General features: G+C 43.0%; 23 protein-coding genes and 1 pseudogene. 6 read left to right on the top strand and 18 right to left on the bottom strand.

Annotation, left to right across the window (positions count from 1 at the left end):
• Positions 1–11: 11 nt before the first annotated feature.
• A complete protein-coding gene (bioH, locus tag A1QC_RS01715; protein ID WP_026026023.1) occupies positions 12–782 on the bottom strand; it encodes a pimeloyl-ACP methyl ester esterase BioH in 771 nt (256 codons plus the stop codon).
• A gap of 128 nt (positions 783–910) precedes the next feature.
• Between bioH and A1QC_RS01710 the strand changes: the two genes are divergently transcribed.
• Both A1QC_RS01710 and nfuA read left to right on the top strand, forming a co-directional pair.
• A complete protein-coding gene (locus A1QC_RS01710) occupies positions 911–1633 on the top strand; it encodes a ComF family protein (protein WP_017026647.1) in 723 nt (240 codons plus the stop codon).
• Positions 1634–1755: 122 nt separating this feature from the next.
• Positions 1756–2343, top strand: coding sequence for a Fe-S biogenesis protein NfuA (gene nfuA / locus A1QC_RS01705; protein ID WP_017026646.1), 588 nt, complete (start codon positions 1756–1758; stop codon positions 2341–2343).
• A 112-nt stretch (positions 2344–2455) separates the two neighbouring features.
• Here nfuA and cysQ read toward each other — a convergent pair whose 3' ends face one another.
• The 14 genes and pseudogenes from cysQ to gspC all read right to left on the bottom strand — a co-directional run bounded on the left by cysQ (position 2456) and on the right by gspC (position 15560).
• Entirely contained in the window at positions 2456–3289 is an 834-nt protein-coding gene (gene cysQ / locus A1QC_RS01700) for a 3'(2'),5'-bisphosphate nucleotidase CysQ (RefSeq protein WP_017026645.1), read from the bottom strand.
• Between the two features lie 2 nt (positions 3290–3291).
• Positions 3292–3846, bottom strand: a complete 555-nt coding sequence (nudE, locus tag A1QC_RS01695; RefSeq protein WP_017026644.1) for an ADP compounds hydrolase NudE — start codon at positions 3844–3846, stop codon at positions 3292–3294.
• Positions 3847–3896: 50 nt separating this feature from the next.
• Entirely contained in the window at positions 3897–4655 is a 759-nt protein-coding gene (locus A1QC_RS01690) for a type II secretion system protein N (RefSeq protein WP_026026022.1), read from the bottom strand.
• A gap of 4 nt (positions 4656–4659) precedes the next feature.
• Positions 4660–5169 carry a type II secretion system protein M gene (locus tag A1QC_RS01685; protein WP_017026642.1) on the bottom strand — a complete coding sequence of 170 codons (510 nt, stop codon included), beginning with the start codon at positions 5167–5169 and terminating at the stop codon, positions 4660–4662.
• Positions 5166–6563: a type II secretion system protein GspL gene (gene gspL / locus A1QC_RS01680; protein WP_017026641.1), complete on the bottom strand. Its 1398-nt coding sequence runs from the start codon at positions 6561–6563 to the stop codon at positions 5166–5168. Before gspL ends, A1QC_RS01685 begins: the two co-directional genes overlap by 4 nt.
• Positions 6529–7587, bottom strand: a complete 1059-nt coding sequence (gene gspK, locus A1QC_RS01675) for a type II secretion system minor pseudopilin GspK (RefSeq protein WP_017026640.1) — start codon at positions 7585–7587, stop codon at positions 6529–6531. Before gspK ends, gspL begins: the two co-directional genes overlap by 35 nt.
• Entirely contained in the window at positions 7584–8267 is a 684-nt protein-coding gene (gene gspJ / locus A1QC_RS01670) for a type II secretion system minor pseudopilin GspJ (protein WP_017026639.1), read from the bottom strand. Before gspJ ends, gspK begins: the two co-directional genes overlap by 4 nt.
• Complete coding sequence (gene gspI, locus A1QC_RS01665; protein ID WP_017026638.1) at positions 8254–8622, bottom strand: type II secretion system minor pseudopilin GspI; 369 nt, start codon at positions 8620–8622, stop codon at positions 8254–8256. The genes gspJ and gspI overlap by 14 nt, the downstream gene beginning before the upstream one ends.
• Complete coding sequence (gene gspH, locus A1QC_RS01660; RefSeq protein ID WP_017026637.1) at positions 8606–9187, bottom strand: type II secretion system minor pseudopilin GspH; 582 nt, start codon at positions 9185–9187, stop codon at positions 8606–8608. The genes gspI and gspH overlap by 17 nt, the downstream gene beginning before the upstream one ends.
• A 55-nt stretch (positions 9188–9242) precedes the next feature.
• Positions 9243–9704, bottom strand: a complete 462-nt coding sequence (gspG, locus tag A1QC_RS01655; protein ID WP_017026636.1) for a type II secretion system major pseudopilin GspG — start codon at positions 9702–9704, stop codon at positions 9243–9245.
• Between the two features lie 95 nt (positions 9705–9799).
• Entirely contained in the window at positions 9800–11023 is a 1224-nt protein-coding gene (gene gspF / locus A1QC_RS01650; RefSeq protein WP_017026635.1) for a type II secretion system inner membrane protein GspF, read from the bottom strand.
• 3 nt (positions 11024–11026) lie between these two features.
• A pseudogene (gspE, locus tag A1QC_RS01645) lies at positions 11027–12542 on the bottom strand (type II secretion system ATPase GspE).
• Between the two features lie 11 nt (positions 12543–12553).
• The gene (gspD, locus tag A1QC_RS01640) at positions 12554–14542 is read right to left on the bottom strand and encodes a type II secretion system secretin GspD (RefSeq protein ID WP_141705957.1); all 1989 of its coding nucleotides are present in this window, start codon (positions 14540–14542) and stop codon (positions 12554–12556) included.
• A gap of 97 nt (positions 14543–14639) precedes the next feature.
• Positions 14640–15560 carry a type II secretion system protein GspC gene (gspC, locus tag A1QC_RS01635; protein ID WP_017026632.1) on the bottom strand — a complete coding sequence of 307 codons (921 nt, stop codon included), beginning with the start codon at positions 15558–15560 and terminating at the stop codon, positions 14640–14642.
• A gap of 365 nt (positions 15561–15925) precedes the next feature.
• On the opposite strand from gspC, the gene hslR reads away from it, so the two are divergent.
• From hslR to A1QC_RS01615, 4 genes are all read left to right on the top strand, one after another.
• Positions 15926–16315 carry a ribosome-associated heat shock protein Hsp15 gene (hslR, locus tag A1QC_RS01630; protein ID WP_017026631.1) on the top strand — a complete coding sequence of 130 codons (390 nt, stop codon included), beginning with the start codon at positions 15926–15928 and terminating at the stop codon, positions 16313–16315.
• Between the two features lie 21 nt (positions 16316–16336).
• Positions 16337–17203: an Hsp33 family molecular chaperone HslO gene (gene hslO, locus A1QC_RS01625; RefSeq protein WP_017026630.1), complete on the top strand. Its 867-nt coding sequence runs from the start codon at positions 16337–16339 to the stop codon at positions 17201–17203.
• Between the two features lie 269 nt (positions 17204–17472).
• Positions 17473–19104, top strand: coding sequence for a phosphoenolpyruvate carboxykinase (ATP) (gene pckA, locus A1QC_RS01620; protein ID WP_017026628.1), 1632 nt, complete (start codon positions 17473–17475; stop codon positions 19102–19104).
• Between the two features lie 246 nt (positions 19105–19350).
• Positions 19351–21351, top strand: coding sequence for an AsmA family protein (locus A1QC_RS01615; RefSeq protein WP_017026627.1), 2001 nt, complete (start codon positions 19351–19353; stop codon positions 21349–21351).
• Positions 21352–21380: 29 nt separating this feature from the next.
• On the opposite strand, the gene A1QC_RS01610 is transcribed toward A1QC_RS01615, so the two are convergent.
• From A1QC_RS01610 to A1QC_RS01600, 3 genes are read right to left on the bottom strand one after another with little or no spacing between them, the layout of a single operon-like run.
• On the bottom strand, positions 21381–22304 hold the full coding sequence (locus A1QC_RS01610; protein ID WP_017026626.1) for a bifunctional GNAT family N-acetyltransferase/hotdog fold thioesterase: 924 nt from the start codon (positions 22302–22304) through the stop codon (positions 21381–21383).
• Positions 22305–22355: 51 nt separating this feature from the next.
• The gene (gene dtd / locus A1QC_RS01605) at positions 22356–22793 is read right to left on the bottom strand and encodes a D-aminoacyl-tRNA deacylase (protein ID WP_017026625.1); all 438 of its coding nucleotides are present in this window, start codon (positions 22791–22793) and stop codon (positions 22356–22358) included.
• Entirely contained in the window at positions 22790–23662 is an 873-nt protein-coding gene (locus A1QC_RS01600) for a virulence factor BrkB family protein (protein ID WP_017026624.1), read from the bottom strand. The genes dtd and A1QC_RS01600 overlap by 4 nt, the downstream gene beginning before the upstream one ends.
• Positions 23663–23823 lie beyond the last annotated feature (161 nt).

Genomic DNA, 23823 nt, shown 5'->3' with positions numbered 1-23823 from the left:
TTATCTGGGCCTTACCTGTTTGCAACAAAGCTTTCCACTTTTTCACAAAACAATTCATGCTCTGTCATAAACGGGGCATGAGACGAAGATTGAAACACATAGCATTCACTACTCGGGGCGTATGTCGATACGGCATCGGCAATTTTATTTGGCACCAACCCATCCAAACGACCATATAAACGCAGCATTGGCATTTGAATATCAGACAAAGCAGGACGCAAATCCACTTGCGATAAAATGTCCAAACCGATTTTTAACGCTTCTGGATCTGGCATTGGGCGTGAAAACACCTGCTTTTTAATCGCTTTGACATCATGGCGAGCAGAAGGGCTACCTAAAGCTTGCAGCATCATAAAGCCTTCAATTGTCAGCTTAAAATTATTGGTTAATTGCTCAGTAAAGTCGGTGAGCACTTTTGGCATAATGCCACGCCATCCTTTTTCTGCTGCAAATTTAGGGGAACTGGCAACCGTAATTAACTTTGCAACACGCTCTGGGTGCTTAACTGCAATATTGGTTGCCACTAAACCACCGAGCGACCAACCAAGATACACGGCACTTTTCGGAGCCTGCGCCAATACCTGTTGGCAGATATCATCTAAATCAATCGCCGATTGCGCATGACTTAACCCATAACCGGGTAAATCGACACTGTGCACACGAAATTTAACCGACAAGGCATCAATGGTTGGTTGCCAAACTGCGCCATTCATTCCCCAGCCGTGAATCAATACGATGTCTTGTCCTTCGCCCTGTGATTGCCAATGCAGTGTTGTCATCATCCTTTCCTACTAAATTCATACCCAGTGAGAGTCGCTCTTGGGCATGATTATACCCAACTAACTCGGCAGTAATCAAAATATCACGACACCGTTCTTAGTTAACTTTATTAACCTCAGGTTCACTCACTATGAATGTACTCGACAAACTCAAACAATGGCTACCACGACAATGCCACTTATGCCGGATCACCATCAAGCACGACGTAACTCAAAATAACGCTTTTCATTTATGGTGCGCATCGTGTGTTGATCGCTTAAAACACACCTCTTCTCGCTGTCAGCGTTGCGGTCTACCAACACTCACCCCAGTGCCACAATGCGGCCAGTGTTTAGCTCATCCTCCTTTATGGGATAAACTCTATTGCATTACCGATTACCAAGCGCCACTTAAGCAATACATTCAAGCCTTAAAATACCAAAAGCAATTCTGGCTAGCGGCTGACCTTAGCGCGCTCCTTTCCCCTTTGATTGAATCTCCTGCACCAGAACTCATTCCAGTGCCTTTGCACTGGCGGCGATTACTCACCCGGAACTTTAATCAAAGCGAAGAGCTCGCCCATCACTTAGCCAAGCAGTGGCAGAAACAAGGTGTCAATTGTTCGGTTAATCATCAAGCATTTCGCCGCACACAAGCCACCGTGCAGCAAAAAGGCTTAAATAAAAAAGAACGTACGCGCAATGTTCGTCATGCTTTCGAGTTGCGCCAAGTACCACTTAGCAAGCATATTGCTTTAATAGATGATGTTGTCACCACCGGAAGCACCTTACACCCACTATGCAAAGCGCTACGTCGTTGCGGTGTCGAAACTATCGATGTGTATTGCCTTGCTCGAACGCCTGAACCTAAGTGATGAAACGTAAAAATAGCCCTCTAAATTCAACTTTCTGCTCATTAACGGCAAATTGGTCTGGATTCATACGATAAGAGGAGTAAAATGCCCTAAAAGCCCACTAAAATAGTCAGGTATTAGTCGTGTCAGATACAATTACTATTACAGAAAGTGCTCAATCGCACTTTGCTAAATTACTCGAGCAACAAACCAATGAAACGCACATCCGTGTTTTCGTGGTGAATCCAGGAACACCAAGTGCTGAGTGTGGCGTATCTTATTGCCCACCAGAAGCTGTTGAAGCTTCCGATACCGTTCTGAACTTTGAAGGCTTTAATGCTTACATTGATGAAATCAGCCTGCCTTTCTTAGAAGAAGCGGAAATTGATTACGTGACCGATAAAATGGGTTCTCAGCTCACACTAAAAGCGCCGAATGCGAAAATGCGCAAACTAGATGATGATGCTCCATTAATGGCGCGTGTTGAATACGCCATTCAAACTCAAGTGAACCCTCAATTGGCCAGCCACGGCGGCAACGTTAGCCTGATCAGTATTTCTGACTCTGGTGTCGCGTTAGTCCAATTCGGCGGTGGTTGTAACGGTTGTTCTATGGTAGATGTGACCTTAAAAGAAGGCATCGAAAAACAACTTATTGAACAATTCCCAGGTGAGTTAACCGCGGTTCGTGACTCCACTGATCATGAATCAGGTGATCACTCTTATATGTAAATAATAACCACAAAACAAAAAGGCTCACTTCCATCCCCCCAACATCGTGAAAGGGTTTGAAGTGAGCCTTTGATAAAACAATAACCGAATATTTCATTTGAACTGCGGATAACTAACGTTCTAAATTACCCGTTAAAATACTATCCCAGCCGATACTTTCATCGCCCAATACAATAAAGTTCGGGTTTTCTAAAGTATCTCGCTCGTTGTAAGACAAAGGCTCTAACTTGGTACTCAAGATCCGTCCACCAGCCTCTTCAACGATGCATTGTGTTGCCGCAGTATCCCACTCTCCCGTTGGACCTAAGCGGATATAACAATCGACGGCACCTTCTGCCACTAAACAGGCTTTTAACGCGGCAGACCCTAATGGCACCAGCTCATAATTACGCGCAGGTGATAGGTTGTCCGTGATTCGATTGATGTTTTGGCGGCGACTAATGGCAATCGCGATCGACTGCTCTGGGCTCTCATGCTTATGAGAATGAATGCGAATGCTGTCATCCATTTCAGGAATTTTCCAAGCCCCTTTTCCTTGATAAGCAAAGTAAGTCACCCCCGAAACTGGCGCGTATACCACGCCCATCACCGGATGATTATTCTCAATCAAAGCAATGACAGTGGCAAAATCACCACTACGAGCAATGAACTCTTGCGTGCCATCAAGAGGATCAACTAACCAATAGCGATCCCACTTCGAGCGTTTCTTTAAACTGATATCGGCATCTTCTTCCGACAAAATAGGAATATCGGGTGTTAACTCGGCCAAGCTTTGCATAATAATTTTATGCGCGGTCAAGTCGGCAGTGGTAACAGGAGTGTCGTCTTCTTTTACAAAAGATTGGTATTCTTTATTATGGTAAATCTCAAGAATGCGTTGTCCTGCTGTGCGAGCAATACCAATCACATCGGGTAATAAGTGAGATAAATCGCTAGATGATGACATATTTACCTTTCCTCAGCTAAAGCGCGTAGTGCAAACATCAATGCCGTAATACTGCGAGCTTCGCAAAAATCTAAATGAGTCAGTAATTCTTCGGCTTGATTAAGCGGCCATTTCACCACTTCTAATTCTTCCGGCTCATCCCCTTCAAGACGCTCTGGGTATAGACCTTGCCCTAAAAACAATGTCATCTGGCTTGAAAAATACGATGGTGCCAATACCACTTGCTTGAGAGGTAACAGCTTATCCGCTCCCATGCCAATTTCCTCTTTCAACTCTCGGTTTGCCGCCTGCTCTGGCGTTTCACCTGGATCGATCAAGCCTTTAGGAAAACCTAACTCATAACGTTCTGTACCCGCCGCATACTCACGGATCAGCAATAAATCCCCTTCCGCTGTAACAGGCACGATCATGACGCCACCACGATGGCTGGGTTTCATTCGTTCATAAGTGCGTTCTTCACCATTCGAGAAACGAAGCTCAAGAGATTCAATCGCAAATAAACGAGATTGCGCCACCACGGACTTAGATAAAATTTCAGGATGCTTGTGCTTTGCCATCTCGTTTCTCCTTAGACAAATAGGTGAACTATCCCCATCCTATTTGTTATTTATAACTTACCGGCAAACGTAAACTGATAACGCCCTTGCCCATCGGGATTGCCCAACCAAGTTAACTGCTTAGACATCGATGATGGAAATTGTGTACCAGGTTTAAACCACGCTTCTAACTTATAGCGCGATTGAGCATTTAGGTTCACTTTAAAGTCGCTGCTCACTTGTTGGTTATTTTGCTTGCCTGCTAAATCAACAATATGATCTTTACAGGTTAAATCAGCAATCACTGGGCCTGGCTCTAATTGTCCAATTGGAGAAGCTATTTGAGCCCCCGTCCATGCCACACTCCCCGCTGCTTGCTTACACCAAGGTTCAGAATACTGAATGTCGTTTAATGACACTTCTAATTGACCTTTTAATTCTACCGGCACTTGCATAGGAACAAACTTAACTAACTCGCTAACAGGTAAAGAGACCACGGTATTTTTGGCATATAAACCAGAAAAACCAACACCAACATCGCCTTTACCATTGAGCTTAATCGCGCTGCCTTGACCAAAACGAATTTTGTATTCCGCTTTACCCATAAACAACTGGCTTGGTCGAAATGACCAATATACTGCGCCAAGTGAGCGGCGTTCTGCCGTTAATTGTTGAACGCTGCCATTCCAAATGGTCCCACTGATACCTTGTACATCAACCCCTCTTTGCTTAGGTACATGAGTATAGACCCAAGCAGCAGGAATGTTAGCGATCAGGCTGACCAGTAAGGCGAACACGAAAATAATGACATACCACAGTTTTCCTTTCACGCCATTACCCTCGTTGAAATTGCAGTCGATTGACTTCGACAACACCTTGCTTATCCGTACGATTCACATCTAAAAACAACACTTGTAATCCATACTTATCTCGTAATTCTGCCAACCAATTAATTAATGTATTAAAAGGTAATGGTTGCACCCAAACTTGCAGCATGTCATCTCTTGGCTGCATACGAATCAATTCAATATCAAAACGCGAAGCAGTCGATGATACCACTTGGTTAATCGGCATATTTCGTTGTGAGCCACGAACACCACTTTGTGCACGTAAACTCACAATGTTGTCAGCCGAACTGGTTACCCATTGCAGTAGTTGCTTTTCAGTGTTTAAGCGTATTTGTGCTTGTTCAGTACGGTCGGATAACGGTTGAAATATCCCCCAATAAACAAAGCCAATAATAAATAAACTTAACCCAGCGATCACCAAACGGCGCTCTCGGGTTGAAATGCCTTGCCACCAATTATTGACTGGTGCCATTAATGCGGCAATTTTTTCATTCATGCCTTGCTCCTAATGACATAAGTCCCTTGTACGACATCACCATTTTTATTCAACTGCCCTTGATCGACAGAAAACTCTTTCGCCAATTCAGTCCGCAATTGTTCAAACGATTGGAAATCATTGCTTTGCGCATTAATACGGATCTCACTGCGGGCAGCATCAAACTGAAGGCTATGAATGGTCACCGATTTCACCGCTTGTAGCGACTCTGGTAATTTTGCCATCCAACCGAGAACAGACACCGTATCACCACTAGCGCCAGATAATGCATTTTCTTCATCTTGCATCGAACGCTTTAGATAACTCACCGTCGGGATCCGCTTTTTATCAGGAAATACCGAGCGGAAGATACGCTCACTTTCTGCATGATAAGCTTGGGATTGCGCTTCCAGTTGTTGCACCACGATGGTTTTCTGGATAAGTAGCACCACTACCAAGACACATGCTGCAATCGCTACTTTTTGCCACACTCGCCAATGTTTAAACCACGAAGCTTGCGCTTTAAACGAACCACTGAGCAAGTTAGCTTTTGAGGTGATCGCTCCTTGCGATAAGGTCACCATCATCATTTCTTTTTCGGCAAGCGTCCACAGCCCCGGCAATTGCTCGTGATTTACAGGTAAATCGCTATAGCTACAAATGCTAATCGCCGACTCATCGACATCAGAAGGCATCGCTTGTGGGCGCACCTCTTTCTTAACGGGTACCTTTTTTTCTTCACTGTCAGACTGCGCTTGTAAGCGCTGAACCAAAGCATCTTCATCGCTCGTCGGTTCACTTTCTGCAAGCTCGAGATTGTCATTAAGCACATCTTCAAAACGCAGAGCGTCACCATCCGGCGCGAGCCAACCTGATTGCAAAAAGAGTTCAAGCCATGCGTCATCAACTGCAGCACCTTTTACTTCACCTTGGCGAAATAGCCATTGGTCATCGCAATGCAGCGCGCTCACCTGCCCTTCAAGTTGTGGTAATGCCAAACAATCTGGCAGTACTTTTTTCAGCTCAATGCCCACTTCTTTAAATGCATCGACCCATTGCGCGAGGCGTTCTCGTTCAATGGTAGCAATCGTGGCTTGATCGCCTTGCTTTTTTAATACAGTGAAGTGCATGCGATCAATGTCTTGAGTGAGCTCATCCTCCAGTAAAAAGGGCAACATTGCATTCAATTGACGACTGGCACCTGAAGGAATGGTGATGTGTGTCAATAGCACATCACTACTTGGCAATAAGCCAATCACCATTCGTTGTTGGCTATAAGAAGCCAATTCATCTAAATGATCGCGATTAACTAGCTCACCTGATGCGATAACGTCTTTAAGGTTACTCGACCAGACTAACCAAGGTATCGAATCACTTGGATTACTGCTCAGCTTTATTGTCAGAAACTCGTTCACTGATCCCTCCGAAGCGACGACGTATGATTTCGGTCGTTTTATTATCTGAACTGTATATTAGGCTACGTAGCCTGACTCTTGAATCTTCTACTTTTACTTGTGCATCCAGCTCAAAGTATTGACTGGTTACTGCTAAAAATGGACTGGCTTGCGCTTTAATATCGGGTGAAATACCGCTAATTTCAGATTCATTCAAAAACGTATCCACATCTTTCCAACCATCTCTCGGACGATTTTCCAATAATTTTTCCGCATCATTTAAACTTAATGCCGGTTGAAATAAGCCCGCCAGCAATAAAGCCTGACGTGGTTCAAGCGTATTCACATTAATCAATAAATCCGCCGACGGAATGGCGCAAGCAACGTTATTTAACACCTTCATTGCAGGGCCCGTAACTTGATTTACCGCCCGAAGCTCTGAGGCATCAGCAATCATAGTATTGGGCGCATCATAAGGCGGTTTAAAACCTTCATAGGTCGCGCTTTCTACGCCACTTTGTGTGGTTACTTGTTCATCGCTATCCACATATTCTTTGATCGAATCGGCAATCACTTCTGCTTGATAATTATCGATGCCTTCTTCTTGTAACATATACGCCAAGACTTTCAATAAATAAGGCCTCTGACCGTTATTATTGGTATTGGGTAATCCGGTCAACGCATTCACATTAAAGCAAGCTTGTTTGTCATAAATACTGCCAACGGCTTCACCATTATCTAAAGGATAGTTGGTCCCTTGCAATGCCCACGCTTGGCTTAAATTAATGTTGTCATCGTTTTCTTTGTAAGTTTCTTCTATCGCCACTTGAGCTAAAGCTTCTACCCCTACGCCATACCAATAAGCTTGTTGATGATGTAACAAATTACTGGCTCGATAGAACTGAGTCGACATTCTTTCTGTCATAGTGGCGGCAATACCCACCAACACCCCCACCAGCATTAATACAAAGATCAACGCAACCCCTTTCTGCCGTGATGGCCGACGCTGTAAGCAATACTGTTTATTTACCTTGGTTGGCGTCATTGACTATCACCATCATCACTCGAATCACTCGCGGAACTCGGCGCTTTGCCACCCGGTGTTAAATATATCCGTGTTAATTTACCGTAATCCTTTAGCGTAAGAGACACTTCAACCGCTTTAGGCAGTTGCGAAGCGGTTTGCCATTCATCTTGCCACGCACCATTATCATAAAAACGAAAGCTCACATCTTCCACTTGAGTCAATATGGTTTTGTATAAAGGCTCTTGACCTGCAGGGCTATCGGGATAACGCCACCACACTCGCTCTAAATTACCTTGTATGGTGCGATATCCCACCTTGACTATCTCTCCTCTTGGGAAAGATTGCTGTGGGTTTAGCCAACCTAAACGAGTGAAAAGAATTCCATTGGACTCTGAATCGAGCAAATATTGCTCTTCAAAAAGATAATTGTTACTTGCCTCTTCACCATTTACGCGAAACCTTCTTGCGGCCATTTGGCGAAAATCACTGTCCATAATAATCATGGCGCGCTGTATTTCTTGTAACCTTTCCGTCTTCTCTGAAGACATTTGATTACTGCGCTGAACTTGGTTTACTACTTGGTAGGCTGCAATGCTTAAACTGGCAAACACCATAATCGCCACTAAAACCTCAATTAAGGTAAACCCTAACATTGGTTTATGTTTGATCTTTATCTGCCTACCACTACGGTTTAACATACGTTCTCACCGTCATTAATGTATTTTTACGCTCTGGATCAATAGCCACACTTACATCAACGGCTTTTATTAAATCCGATCCTGTTTTGATCGGTGTTGCGCTCCAATACCATTGCTTACCCGCAAACTCTTCAACACCTTTTTTGCTCGAATTGAATGAACTTGCTAGGTTGACCATAGCCAACTGATTATCCACCACCATACTGGCAAAGGTTTTCTCTTCCAGATAGGTTAAGGTGTTAATGTGTTGTGTGACCGCTCGAATCACACTGATCGCAGCCGTGGCGAAAATAGCCAAAGCAATCAATACTTCTAGCAGGGTCATCCCGCGTACTCGATTAGTTGCTTTGTTCATTAACCTCTCCCGGCGCAAGCAATTGAATTACGCCTGCTTCGGTAACATTGACTCGCCATCGTTCATCTAGTGATTGTTGACTATCCGATACAAACGATATCTCAAAAGGCGTCACTTCCCCGCTCGACAATACGAACACTTGAGGCGGCTTCACTTTTTCTTCTTCGTCGTCTTCAAAGCGGTCTTCATAAAAATCTTCTTGCTTAAATAAACGATCACTGTCCGACCACGCATCACCACCCAATTCAAACGAAAAGGTTAAATCGTCATCCATACTGGTTTCAGTAAAATAAGGACTCGATTCAACCTCTTTCCAACCTTCTTCATCTAATTGCATGTAGGTGTAGGTCGATTTTTTATCATCAAGACGAATACCATAATCTCGACCATTTAAAATCGCATCATCGCTCAACAATTGCAGGCGCTGAAAAAAGCGTGAGGCTTGTTCTTTAGCTTGGTCATCTTTACTTTGAGGTAGCGTTTGCACCACAGCCAGTGCGCTGAGGGACATTAATACCACCACCAGTAATATTTCCAATAAGGTAAAGCCAGCTTGACGCTTCATGGTTATCCTTACGATTTATACCCCTCTTACTTAGGGTATAGGTGTATTCACTTCCTTATTGGAAGTCTTGAATATTCCAGTTACCGATGTCTTTTTGTGAACCGTCATCGCCACCTTCTTGACCATCGGAACCTAAACTAAACACGTCTACCGTGCCGTGATCACCAGGGCTTAGGTATTGATAATCACCGCCCCAAGGATCACTTGGTAAACGTTTGATGTAACCACCATCACGATAATTACGCGGCTCTGGGCTACCTGTTGGCTTGCTCACTAACGCTTCTAAGCCTTGGTCAGTCGTTGGATAAACACTGTTGTCTAACTTATACATATCTAACGCATTTTCTAATGCGACAATGTCAGTCACTGCTTTTTGTTGATCTGCTTTTTCTTTGTTACCTAAAAGGTTAGGTACAACAAAACTGGCTAAAATCCCAAGAATGACCACCACAACCATTACTTCGAGTAAGGTGAAGCCTTTTTGTTTACTTGTGGTTGGGTTAATTGTTTTTCTCATGTTTCTCTCCTGTACAAAATTTTAAGCTCTCTCACTTTAGAGCGAGGTCCGGATAATTCGTTCCGCATTTTCAGAATGCGGCTCTTGCCGTTGATCTATTTTTGCGTAACTAAATTATTCAATTCTAAAATTGGCATTAAGGTTGCGGTCACAATAAACAACACAATACCAGCCATGGCTACAATCAGTAATGGCTCAAAAATGCCAAGTGCCATATTCACCAATGATTCAAAATCACGGTCTTGGTTGTCCGCTGCGCGAATCAGCATAGGTTCTAATTCACCACTTTGCTCACCACTGGCAATCATGTGTAACATCATCGGTGGGAATAACCCAGTATGCTCCAATGATTTACGCAAACTGGTGCCTTCACGCACTTTTTCTGATGCCTCTAAAATTTGTGATTTAAAGTATTGATTACTCATTACATCCGCCGCCACTTTCATGCCATCTAGCAAAGGAATGGCACTGGAAGAACAAATGGCTAAAGTGCGAGCAAAACGCGAAGTATTTAACCCTTTAGCTACTTTACCAATCACAGGTAAAGCCAAAACGCGTTTATCCCATTTCAAACGAAAATCTGGCTTTTTAAGCGCCATTTTCAATGCGACGATGAACGCAATAATACCGAGCAATAAGGCGATACCCCAGTGTTGAACAAAATTACTGGCGGTTAACAGGAATTGAGTAGAGAGCGGTAAGCCTTGCCCCATTTGAACAAATTGATCAACAATTTTAGGGACGACAGCAGCAAGTAAAAACGCCACAACGCTGATCGCAATTAAGGTCAGCATGGTTGGGTAAATAAGGGCTTGTTGTAATTTGGAACGCATCTTTTGGCGATTTTCAGCGTAATCAGCCAAACGATCTAAGATCGCATCCAAGTGACCCGATTTTTCACCGGCCGCCACCATGGCACAAAACAGATCATCAAATACCGCAGGAAACTCCGCCATACTATCGGACAAGGTATAACCTTCCACGACACGAGAGCGAATACTCACTAACATATTGCGTATCTGTGGCTTATCAGATTGCTCAGCGACCGCTCGAATACACTCTTCAAGTGGCATACCAGCTTGCACTAATGTCGAAAGTTGGCGCGTAATGAGGGCTAATTCATTGGTGCTAATACCGCGTTGAAAACTAAAGCCACCTTTTTTAGAACTTTGTGTTTTGGCTTTGGTTTCAACGACTTCGGTTGGCATTAAGCCTTTTTCTTTTAAACGTTGGCGAACCTGTCGAGCATTATCACCTTCTAGAATGCCTTTTTTTTGCTTTCCCTTCGCATCCAGTGCTTTATATTCAAACGCGGCCATGATTTACACTTCCTTAGTGACGCGCAGCACTTCTTCTAATGTCGTAATACCTTGACGTACTTTGGCTAAACCATCATCGCGAATACTTGGTGTTTTAGCGCGAATCGCAGACTCAATCGCCTGTTCACCTGCTTCGGAGTGAATCAGCTCTTGGGTCTTGTCATCAATCATCAACAACTCATGGATACCGGTTCGGCCACGATACCCTTTGTGATTACACTTCTCACAACCTTGTGGTTTATACAAAGTTAAGGCTTCATTCTCAGAAACATTGAATAATTTCTTTTGCTGAATGTCGGCTTGAAATGGCACTTTACAGCTTGGGCATAAGGTTCGAACCAAACGCTGCGCCAGTACACCAAGTAAAGAGGAAGAAATTAAGAATGGTTCTATGCCCATATCACGTAAACGAGTAATCGCACCAATCGCTGTATTGGTATGAAGAGTCGACATCACCAAGTGACCCGTTAAAGAGGCTTGAACACCAATTTGTGCCGTTTCCAGATCGCGAATTTCCCCGACCATTACCACGTCGGGATCTTGACGTAAAATGGCGCGTAAACCACGAGCAAAGGTCATATCAACCTTGGTGTTAACTTGGGTTTGACCGATACCATCAATATCAAATTCGATCGGGTCTTCAACGGTTAAGATATTACGCTCAGTGCTGTTCAGTTCTTGCAAGCCAGCGTATAACGTGGTTGATTTACCCGAACCTGTCGGACCGGTTACCAAGATGATACCGTGAGGTCGTGCAATTAATTGGCGGAAAGATTCGTGGTTTTTCGGTGTCATGCCAAGGCTGTGCAGATCTAAACGCGTAGCATTTTTATCCAGCAGACGCATCACCACTCGCTCACCGTGCGATGACGGCATCGTCGATACACGAACATCAACCGCTCGACCGCCAATACGTAATGAAATCCGGCCATCTTGTGGAACACGTTTTTCAGCAATATCGAGTTTCGCCATTACTTTGACACGCGACACTAAGATCGGTGCCAGTTTACGGCTTGGTGATAAGACTTCACGCAACACACCATCGACACGAAAACGAATAGATAAGACCTTTTCAAAACTTTCGATATGAATATCGGATGCACCCTCTTTGATCGCTTCACCCAACATGGCATTGATCAATTTAATGATCGGGGCATCATCTTCCGACTCTAATAAATCTTCATTCTCTGGCAGCTCTTCAGCTAATGAGAAAAAATCATCATCGGCGCCAATGTCTTCCATTAATTGGCGAGCTTCCGAAGAATCGCGCTGATACGCTTCCGGTTAACTTACGTTCAAATGCATTGCCATCGAGATGCTGTGGAGCAAAAGCTTGACCCAATGCCCGGCGAATCTCTAACATCACTTGCGAGGCAAGATCGCCCGTATAATAAAGAATCGCTTGCTGCTGTTCGTTGTAATCCAGTACCACTTGATGGCGCTTTGCAAAAGCAAAAGGAAGACGAAATGCAGGGCGAGCAGATTCTTCTAACTCGGGTTGCATTGACGATTCATCCATCATTTGACTCATTACTTTTCATCCTGCAACTGATCAAGGAACGCTTGGATTTCTGAAGGTTGACGTGCATCATCACCAAATCGAGGGATCACAGGAGTTTCCGCATTAGGCAGTAATTTTAAGCCCTTTTGCGCTCGGTATAATTGCTCTGCACGAATGTAGTTGTACTTACGACGAGACAAGCCATCAAGCGCCATACCATCACGAATAATCGTTGGCTTGATGAACACCATTAAGTTCTTTTTCTCTTTGGTAGTATTGGTGTATGAGAACAATGCACCTAAATAAGGAATGTCACCAAGCAGCGGAATTTTAGAGACACTTTCTTGGGCACGATCATCAATCAAACCGCCTAAGACAATCATTTGTCCATCTTGCACCATCACTGAAGTGTTAATTTGACGTTTGGCAAAACGAACATCGACTGCACCACTTGGCCCTAAAACATTCGACACTTCTTGTTCAATTTTCATTTGAATCGAGTCACCTTCGTTGATCTGAGGGGTCACTCTTAACTTAATACCCACTTCTTTACGGTCAACGGTTTGGAATGGGTTATCGTTGTCCGCACCGGCGGTTGAACCGGTAATTACTGGCACTTCTTCACCAACAATGAAAGACGCTTCACTATTATCTAACACTGTAATACTTGGAGATGAAAGAATGTTGGAGCTAGTATCGGTTGCCACCGCACTGACTAATGCTGCCCAATCTCCTTTAACCAGACTCAGTGCAGCACCATTCACACCACTTAATGCAGAAGCAAGAGTTGAATAATCTCCATTTGTATCTGGAGTCGTTGAAGTGGTTGTTGAACCATCCGCACTGACCACGGTAGTAGTTGTTCCTAGTGTTGGTTTTGCTTCTTGTATACCAATCGCTACTTGGCCAATTTGAGCATTAGCATTGGAATATTGCACCATGCTACCTGTTTCTAAATTCGCATATTGAGCACCTAGCTCAATACCTTCTCCTTCAGAAAGCTCAACAATCAAGGCTTCAATTAAGACTTGTGCTCGACGGATATCAAGCTGCCCAATTACCTCTTCCAAAGCTTGCATAATATCTGGCGGCGCCGTTAAAACTAAAGCGTTCGTACCCGGATCAGCAGTGATCAATACTTTGGTTTTATTGGTACCTGAACCTGCTCCAGAATCTTTCTCGGCTTGTAAGTTTTCCGATACGCCAGAAAGCACTTTCACTAAGTCTTCTGCTTTAGCGTAACGTAAATAAATAACACGGTTATTGCCTTTGGTTGCCATTTCAACATCAAGCTGACTAATCAGCTTTCTTAAACGCTGACGCACTTTAGGATCACCAGAAATTAAGATTGAATTGGTACGTTCATCGGCAACCAATTTTGGTTGAAGCAATTCAGGGGTGTTCTTCGCATCTGCGCTTTTACTTAGCGCATCCACAATACGCACCATTTCAGTGGCAGAAGCATTTTTCAGCTCAACCACTTCAACCTCTTTGTCGCCCGCTTGGTCAACCCGCTTAATAATGTCCGCTAAACGGTTGACGACAGAAGCACGTCCGGTAAGTAAAATAATATTGGAAGGGTCATAATGGACAACGTTACCGGCACCCGCATTATCATTAAGTTGACGTAAGATAGGAGAAAGTTCACGCACAGACACATTTTTTACCGGTACAACTCGAGTGATCACGGCATCCCCGGAAATAGTCGAGTCATTACCAACCACCGGAATAGCGGCCGTTTTCGCATCTTTATCTTTGATGACTTTCAAAATGCCGTTGTCCATTTGAACAACAGCGTAACCATAAACCTCTAAAACATTGAGGAAGAATTTATAGTACTGTTCTTCATTCAACACATCATAGCTGCGCACATCAATTTTTCCGCGCACAGTTGGATCGACAATAATGGTTTTTTGAAGATTACGTCCAACAATATTGATGAACTCCTGAATATCAGTGCCTTTAAAGCTAGCACTGAACTCTTCTGCTGAGGCAGATATTGACACAAATCCGGTCATTAATATTAGTGAGATTTTACTCAACCACTTTTTCACACGTTGCTCCTGCTCACCATGGGTGACGTTGCTATCCTAAAAAAACGAATGACTATTCGCTTTAAAACTGAATGTAAATATCATGAGTTTGGCCATCTCGTTCTACGGTTAAGTTCCATTCATTGAGACCTAACGCGTCTTTCCATAGAGAGGCTATTTGAGAAGGATCGGTTAAATCCTTCCCATTTAATACAGTGGCAATATCGCCTTCTTTAAGCCCGACTTGATCAAATAATTCCCGTTGACTGCCAGGGCGTACGCGATAACCTTTCAGGCTTCCATCTTCCATTACTTGAGAAAGACGAATGTACTGAAATATTTTTTGTGGGTCGCTAGAAATCTCGGTTCGAATAGCACTTAAATTATCATCACTTGGAGCTTCAACATCTTGTTCTGGCTCACCGCGCTTACTCGCAATGGTTTGTGGCTCTTTGTTGTAATCAATCCCAGCTAACATCAAGGTTTCATCGCGACCTTGATTCTGAATAATCACTCGATCAATTAATACTGCTTTAAGCGTGGCTCGAGTGTTCTCAATCGTCTCGCCAATACCATAAGTGGCTTGTTTTCCTTGGTTGGCAATAATAGCCAAGCTTAATTGCTCATTACTGCTAGATACCGCGCCCACTAAGGTAAGATTTAAACGGGTTTGAGGGGCATCTTGAGCCACTTGCTGTTTTTGGGCACTTTGCGCTTGATTATGAATATAGATCCCAAAAAGGTTGGCACTTAATAAATTTGAAATGTTAGACACTTGAGGTGCAGAGGATGCATTAGATGAGACTGCCGTCGCAGACCACTTTCCAACCGAAGGGGCTGGTGTCAGGATCGCCCATATTAATGCGCCAATAACCCACGCAATTAAAGCGGTAAAAATGAGCGTAAGCCAGCGACTGATTTGTGCTTGATGCAACACAATTTGGCGCCCTAGCTGGACGAAAAGGCCTCTGATATTGTCCTTCGAAGCCATCATTGTCGACATGTTAAAGTAGACTCCATTCTTCTTATTTCCACACCTTTTTATATTAAAATTTTTAAACCTTCATACCATACAACGTCAAGCTTAACGATTAAAAGGCTTATAACCAAATTAAATCATACTTTTACACATCTATTATCAACTTTTATGCACAACCTCTATTTTTGCACCTAAATATCAGAAGTTCCCTACCTTTTCTCATCGGATTAACCAATGATGAAAATGTATTAACCGCTAATAATAGCCTCTAAAATTTTCGACTTCTTTTAGCTTCTACCTTGATTTTTTTATTGCTCATCACCACTTTGTATCTAGTACTAGGGCGTAATACTACGTCATCTGTAAACCCTTGAAGGTTATATATCAGAATGAGCTCACAAACTTTATCGGTTCGCTTAGATAAATGGCTCTGGGCGGCTCGTTTTTATAAGACCCGTTCCATCGCACGAACCATGGTTGATGGTGGCAAAGTTCACTATAATGACCAACGAACCAAACCAAGTAAGATTGTCGAACTTGGTGCGAAAGTTCGTGTGCGCCAAGGTAAAGAAGAAAAAACGGTTGTTATAGAAAAAATATCAGAACAACGTCGTGGTGCACCTGAAGCCCAAACACTCTATCGTGAGACTGATGAGAGCTTGGCCAAACGTGAAGAAGATGCGCAAAAGCATAAACTGAATGCGTTATACAGCCCAAGTCCAGATCGACGCCCTGATAAAAAACAACGCCGTAATATCATTAAATTTAAACATCAATAATCGCTGGGAGTTCCCTTACTAATGGCAAATAATCTTTTGCATCGTTACTTATTTCAAGATTTGTCGGTTCGCGGCGAGTTAGTTCAGCTCGATACTGCTTTTCAACAAATCATTGCCAATCAAGACTACCCAAAGCCAGTTCAGGGAATGTTGGGTGAATTGTTGGTGGCAACCAGCCTACTAACCGCGACTTTAAAATTTGAAGGCTCGATTACGCTTCAACTCCAAGGCGATGGGCCAGTATCATTAGTGGTCATTAATGGCGACCATGACCAAAAGATGCGTGGCGTTGCACGTTGGGACGGTGACATCGCTTCTGATGCGTCTTTGCATGACTTAATCGGCAAAGGTCACTTAGTGATCACCATTTCACCAAAACAAGGTGAACGTTACCAAGGCGTGGTGGGTCTAGAAGGTGATACTCTCTCTGAAATTTTAGAAGGTTATTTCGAGCGTTCAGAGCAATTGAAAACTCGCTTATGGTTCCGCACCGGAGAGCATGAAGGTAAAGCACATGCAGCTGGCATGCTCTTGCAAGTCATGCCGGATGGTACGGGTTCTGAAGGTGACTTTGAGCATTTAGAAAAACTGACCGAAACCATCAAAAATGAAGAGCTGTTTTCATTGGATGCTAACGATGTACTGTACCGCTTATATAACCAAGAAACCGTACAAGTCTTTGAGCCTCAAGATGTTGAGTTTTTCTGCGGCTGTTCTCGTGAGCGCAGTGCTGGTGCAATTGCTACCGTTGCCAAAGAAGAATTAGACGATATTCTCAATACGGAAGGACAAGTTGCACTGCATTGTGATTACTGCGGGACTACCTATGCCTTTGACTCTAAAGAAGTAGATCAAATTTTAAAGGCCGCAAAAAACAGCCTACATTAATTCATTGTATACAATAAGTCATACAACCGTTTGAAAAAACCGACGCATTGTCGGTTTTTTTGACCTTAAAATCCTATTTTTCAATGCTTTCCGCGTCACTTATTTTAATACGATTAATAATCATATTGCCCTTGACCCCACCTTTTTTGTTTTCAAACTTTGTTAAAGTGAGCATGAGTAAAGTAAGCCATACATAGAAAGTGGTTATTTTTTACTCATTACCTAAAATTATAATAATCCCTACAAAAATTCCTATTAAGGAGCCCGCTATGACCGTTATGGAGAACGCTACCCAACAGGCAGCGCAGTTAGATCTCACTTGCTATGGTATTACCGATGCCACTGAAGTTATCCGTAATCCTAATTATGAATTATTGTTTGCAGAAGAAACCAAATCTGAACTCAGTGGTTATGAAAAAGGCATTATCACTGAATTAGGCGCAGTGTCTGTCGATACCGGTATTTTTACTGGTCGCTCACCTAAAGATAAGTACATAGTAAAAGATGACATCACTCAAGATACGCTTTGGTGGTCTGATCAAGGCAAAAATGACAATAAACCGATCACACAAGCCATTTGGCAAGATCTCAAATCTTTAGTAACCGAGCAACTCTCCAATAAGCGTTTATTCGTCGTCGATTGCTTTTGTGGTGCTAACCCTGAATCTCGATTGCAAGTTCGTGTTATCACGGAAGTAGCGTGGCAAGCCCATTTCGTCAAAAATATGTTTATCCGCCCAACTGATGAAGAATTAAAAACATTCAAACCTGATTTTGTGGTGATGAATGGCGCAAAAGCCACCAATCCAAATTGGCAAGCTCAAGGCTTAAACTCTGAAAACTTCGTGGCCTTTAATTTAACCGAACGCATTCAAATTATCGGTGGTACTTGGTACGGCGGCGAAATGAAAAAAGGTATGTTCGCCATGATGAACTACCTATTACCATTAAAAGGTATGGCTTCAATGCACTGTTCTGCCAACGTTGGTGAACAAGGCGATGTCGCGATATTCTTTGGCCTATCCGGCACTGGGAAAACCACGCTGTCTACTGACCCTAAACGCCAATTGATCGGTGATGATGAACACGGTTGGGATGACGATGGTGTGTTTAACTTTGAAGGTGGCTGTTACGCTAAAACCATTAAGCTATCGAAAGAAGCGGAACCGGATATCTACAATGCGATTCGTCGTGATGCACTGCTAGAAAATGTCTCGGTAACGGACGATGGCACCATTGATTTTGATGATGGTTCTAAAACGGAAAATACCCGCGTGTCTTACCCGCTTTATCACATTGATAACATCGTAAAACCAGTCTCTAAAGCTGGCCATGCGAAGAAAGTGATCTTCTTAACTGCCGATGCCTTTGGCGTGTTACCTCCGGTATCTAAATTAACGCCAGAGCAAACTAAATACCACTTCCTATCCGGCTTTACCGCCAAATTGGCAGGTACTGAGCGCGGCATCACTGAACCAACCCCAACCTTCTCTGCGGCATTTGGCGCGGCGTTTTTAACCCTACATCCAACTCAATATGCTGAAGTGTTGGTAAAACGTATGGAAGCGGCAGGCGCTGAGGCTTATTTAGTCAACACCGGTTGGAACGGCAGCGGCAAACGCATTTCGATTCAAGATACCCGCGGTATTATTGATGCGATTTTAGATGGTTCAATCGACCAAGCGGATACGAAAATCATCCCAACCTTTAACTTGGAAGTACCAACATCACTACCAAAGGTTGACCCATCCATTCTAGATCCAAGAGATACTTATGCGTCTACCGATGCGTGGCAGGTGAAAGCGGATGAGTTAGCGGCATTGTTCATTAAAAACTTTGCTCAATACACCGATAACGATGAAGGTAAATCCTTAGTCAGTGCTGGGCCACAATTACCTTAATTGACCCTATTTGGTATTAATAACATTAACGAGAAGTCATACGGCTTCTCGTTTTTACTTTATATACTAAATTTTGCCCTTTTTTCATTCAACTCATACCATTGGATATCATGGTTCGTTATCCCTCATTACAGCACTTAATAAAAAGAATGCTTCAACCTTGGTGCTATTTTCTATAAATTGTCCATGATAAGGGCATACTCTAAAACTCACCGCCCTTCATTGAATGCAAAAACAGGACGTTACATGAGAAAGTTACTTGCCATTATTGTTGGCTTAATTTCATTGTTAGTGGTTGCTCTCACCGCTTCTTATGCCGCCCTTCACACTAAATATGCTCCACAGCTTGTTAATGGCGTACTTGAGTATGGCTTGAAACAGCCAATCAAAATACGCGCCGTCAATTATTCTTATCAGCAACCTAAGCACATTCAATTAGAAGGTGTGCTTATTCCTCAAGAGAATGCCTCTCCTTTGCTGCTTAACCAGGTCGATATCTGGTTAGGAGACTCACTGTGGAAAGACAATCAATTTCAGATTAATAATGTGTTAATTGAAGGGGTCAAATTACAAAATGGTTGGCCAACGCTATCGGTCTCACCATATATTCGATTAAATCAACTGTCGGTAGCCAATATTGATTTTGCTGATAATGGCTGGGTGGGGCGAGATGTTAATATCCAAATAAAATCGCCTCAGGTTCGTGATTCGAAAATCCTGCCTTTTTATGGCGAAATGCAATTATCTGCAGATCAACTCTATTGGCAAGGCGAAGCACTCAATCACGTTTTTATTGATGGTGATCTCACCGAAAAAAACGCCACCTTCTACGATATTCGATTTACCTGGCGAAAAGCACACTTCTCTGGCCAAGCCACCAAAATGAACACGCAAAAAGAATGGCAAGTACCACGCGTGAATATTACGGGTCTACGTTTACAACAAAATGATTTCGATAATATCAGTACAGCCAGTCTTGATGGGTTTAACCACATTCCGATGAATATTGATCAGCTGACCATCTCAGAATCCAGCTTCGAAACACCGACCATCAGCGCGAATAACGTTACGATAAACGCAGAACACGTCGAGTTACCACTGCAACTGTGGCAACAACAAGACGCCAGTATTTTTGCAACCGCCGATAACATGAGCCTATTAGGACAAGCCATTAACTCTCCTGCATTGGATGTAAACCTGCAACCAAATTTAGCGCACATCCAAGATATCTCCCTTGAAATGCTACAAGGCAACATCCATTTACAAGGGCAAGTTACTCCCACCAGCTTGAATTTAACTCAACTCAACTTAAATAATCTAAAATGGATACCAAGCCCACGTTCTAAACAATTATTTAAAAATTATTTGAGCCAGATTAAAAATATTCAGGCCAAAATGGTGAGTGTGAATAATGTTCAATTTATCGATTTAACCACCACCACGCCAAAGCAAGCCTCTGGATTAAGCATTGATGGTGATGAGCTGGATATTAAGCGTGATGGTCAATGGGGATTATGGAACGGTCAACTTAGCATCAGTGCCAGCAGCGCTAGCTATGACGGTGTGAATAGCCGTAATCTATTACTTAGCATGCATAGCAAAGAAGGCCATTTTGGGCTAGATAAACTATTTATTCCTCTTGATGATGGTTTAGTGAAAGGCACTGCAAATATGGCATTTAGCCAAACGAGCCAACCTTGGAATGTGGATCTTGAGGCCTCTGGTATTCCGCTACGCTTCTTTACTCGTTGGTTCCACCTTCCTTTGCATTTGGATGGTATTACCGATTTTACGATTAAAGGAGAAGGGCTATATGGCGATCAGCTGATCTTTAATCGTAGTGTGACAGGCCAGCTAAATGCAAGCGTCACACGAGCCTCTAGCCATGATGACTTCCAAAATTTATGGCTGCGCAATCAAGGTATTAATCTGCCACCGTTGGTTCATCCAGATAGCGTAGAAGAAAGTGAACCAGAACAAGGTGGATCATCAATAATGGATAAAAATAAACCAGCGGAACCCGTGACCATTAGTGATATCCAGTTAACCGCTGATCGTGGTCGATTATCACTTAAGCCTTTTGATATTGAAGCGAAAGATTTCTCTGCTCATTTTGGAGGAGATTATGACTTTTTATACCCAGATAAAGGTAAATTACAATATCGCTTAGAAGGGAAATGCCAAAGTTTGACGTTCAATTTACTCGGTAAACGAGATTCAGTGTTAGTGGAAGAAAGCTGCAAGTAAATGACTGGCAGCTTTGCCTGAACCTCAGGTTATTTCACCATCGGTGCTTCACCAAGAAAATCTGTCATCAGCATATAGGTGCCGGTAAATTCAACGGCAGCGACATCACCACTGTAAACAGTAACTTTCACAATGATCCTAGCTTTACGACCTGTGACTAAACGGTCTAAATCCCCGCTGATCCCATCAAGAGAGGTCACCGCAATAGGGCTTTTAGTCACTGGAGCACGAAAGCGCACCTGACTGTCTGCTAAAATAATATCGGCTTCTAGGCCTTTTTCTCGCATCAATAGCCACGCCATTCCCCAACCAGTCAATGTGGTTAGGGTAAACAACGAACCAGCAAACATCGTTTCATGCGGATTAATATTAGGATTAAGTGGCGCAGAGCATTCAAACTGATAGCCCGTATATTGACTAATACGAATCCCCATCGAAGCACAAATCGGGATCTCTTGTCGCCAGCGCTTTTGCAATTCATCACACCAATCTGGGCGACGAGAAACATTCGCGAGCGCATTAAGTTTTTTTACCATTTGTTGATGACGAATCGGGCCAACCTCATCGCTTAATTCGCCCTGATTTTCAAAACCATTTTTCTTATAAAAGTGAATGGCATCTTCACGAGAATTACACACTAAACGCTTAGCGCCTTCTTGTAGTGCGTACGATTCTAGCGCCACCAAGATCAAAGAACCTAAGCCCTTGCTGCGGTGTTGAGGATGTACCGCCATATAGCGAACTTGCCCTTCACTATTCGGAGTAAGGTACATTCTGCCAACGGCCATAATACGTCCACGTCCATCGACAATCATTCGGTGGGCGCTCATTTCATCGTATTCATCTCGCTCTGAACCTTGTGGTTGATGAAAAGGTTCACGCAACATCTGCCAACGAAAATGGTAATACTTTTGCAAGTCAGATTCAGTCTTGGGCGTCACTAACTTAAACATGTAAATCCCTTACTATTAAATTTATTTGATCATCCATTATGTGAACGATGGTTATACTTGTAGCCAGAATGTCACCGGGCCATCATTCACTAAAGCCACTTTCATATCCGCCGCGAAACGACCATTTTGAGTCACGATACCGGTCTCACGGCAGCAATCAGAAAAATAATCATATAGACGTTCGGCCTGCGTGTGATCCGCACCTTTCGAAAAGCTTGGGCGCATGCCTTTTTGAGTATCCGCAGGTAGCGTAAATTGAGAGACCACTAACACGCTACCACCCGCTTGTTGCACATTAAGGTTCATCTTCCCAGCGTCGTCTTCAAAGATTCGATAACCGAGCACACGCTCAGTTAAGCGTTTGGCTTTCGCTTCATCATCCTCTTTTTCAACGCCAAGTAACACCAATAAACCTTTTTGGATTTCTCCAACAATTTCGCCATCAACCTTAACATTAGCTTCACTTACTCTTTGGATAAGGGCAATCACGAATCGTTCCTCTTTTTAAATCTTTCTTTCAACTTGACGATCGGATGATAAGGTTCATCGTTATACCATTCTTCTCTTTCGCCTAAGCTTGCCGTCACTTCCGCGCCAACCAATACGATAAACCAGCACAAGTAAATCCAAACAAATAAGATTGGGATTGCTGCCAGAGCGCCATAAATTAATTGATAAGAAGGAAAAGCGGTAATGTACATCGCAAAGCCTTTTTTAGATAGCTCAAACAAGATACCCGACACAATCGCACCAATGATCGCATGATGCACCTTCACTTTAATATTAGGCACTAACATATAAAGCCCAATAAAAGCCAAAATCGAGAACAGCACCGGCAATATGCGATAAATACCACTTACTACTTCTTTGCTCACGATTTGTTCGGAAGTGATATAAGAGCTTAAAGCCAAACTTGAACCAATAAAAATAGGGCCTAAGGTTAATACCATCCAATACATAGAAAAAGAATACACCATACGGCGCTTATGCTTTACACGCCAAATGAAATTAAGGTTTTTATCTATGGTAGAAATTAGCAGCATCGCGGTAATAAACACAAAACCACCACCAACTGCACTCATACTTGATGTGTTAGCAATAAAAGTGTTTAGCGCTTCTTTTACCGCATCTCCCGCCGCCGGCATAAAATGTTCAAATACGAATTCCTGTATTTGATGACTAATGCCTTCAAATACAGGAAACTTTGATAAAGCCGTCACCACCACTGTTAATAATGGAACCAAAGACAGCAAGGTAATATACGCCATGTAACCAGCATTTACCGTGAGGCGATCCCGAATCACTCGATTTTTAAGGTGCAAAAAATAATGTATGGCGATACTGATTTTTCTTTCCATGAGATTAAACCTATCGATGTTGTTACTTGCAGGCATAAAGTAAATACGCTAATACGACAATCACTGCCATTTCAGACGCTTTGATTATATCAGCCATCAATCACTTACAGGTTAAAAGTTTCATTAATCAATATTAAATCTAGTGATCGCACTTATACCAA

It is taken from the genome of Vibrio rumoiensis 1S-45 (assembly GCF_000286955.2).
GTDB lineage: Bacteria > Pseudomonadota > Gammaproteobacteria > Enterobacterales > Vibrionaceae > Vibrio > Vibrio rumoiensis_A.
Note: the sequence above shows the minus strand (reverse complement) of the source record. Positions and strands in the feature narration are given on the sequence as shown.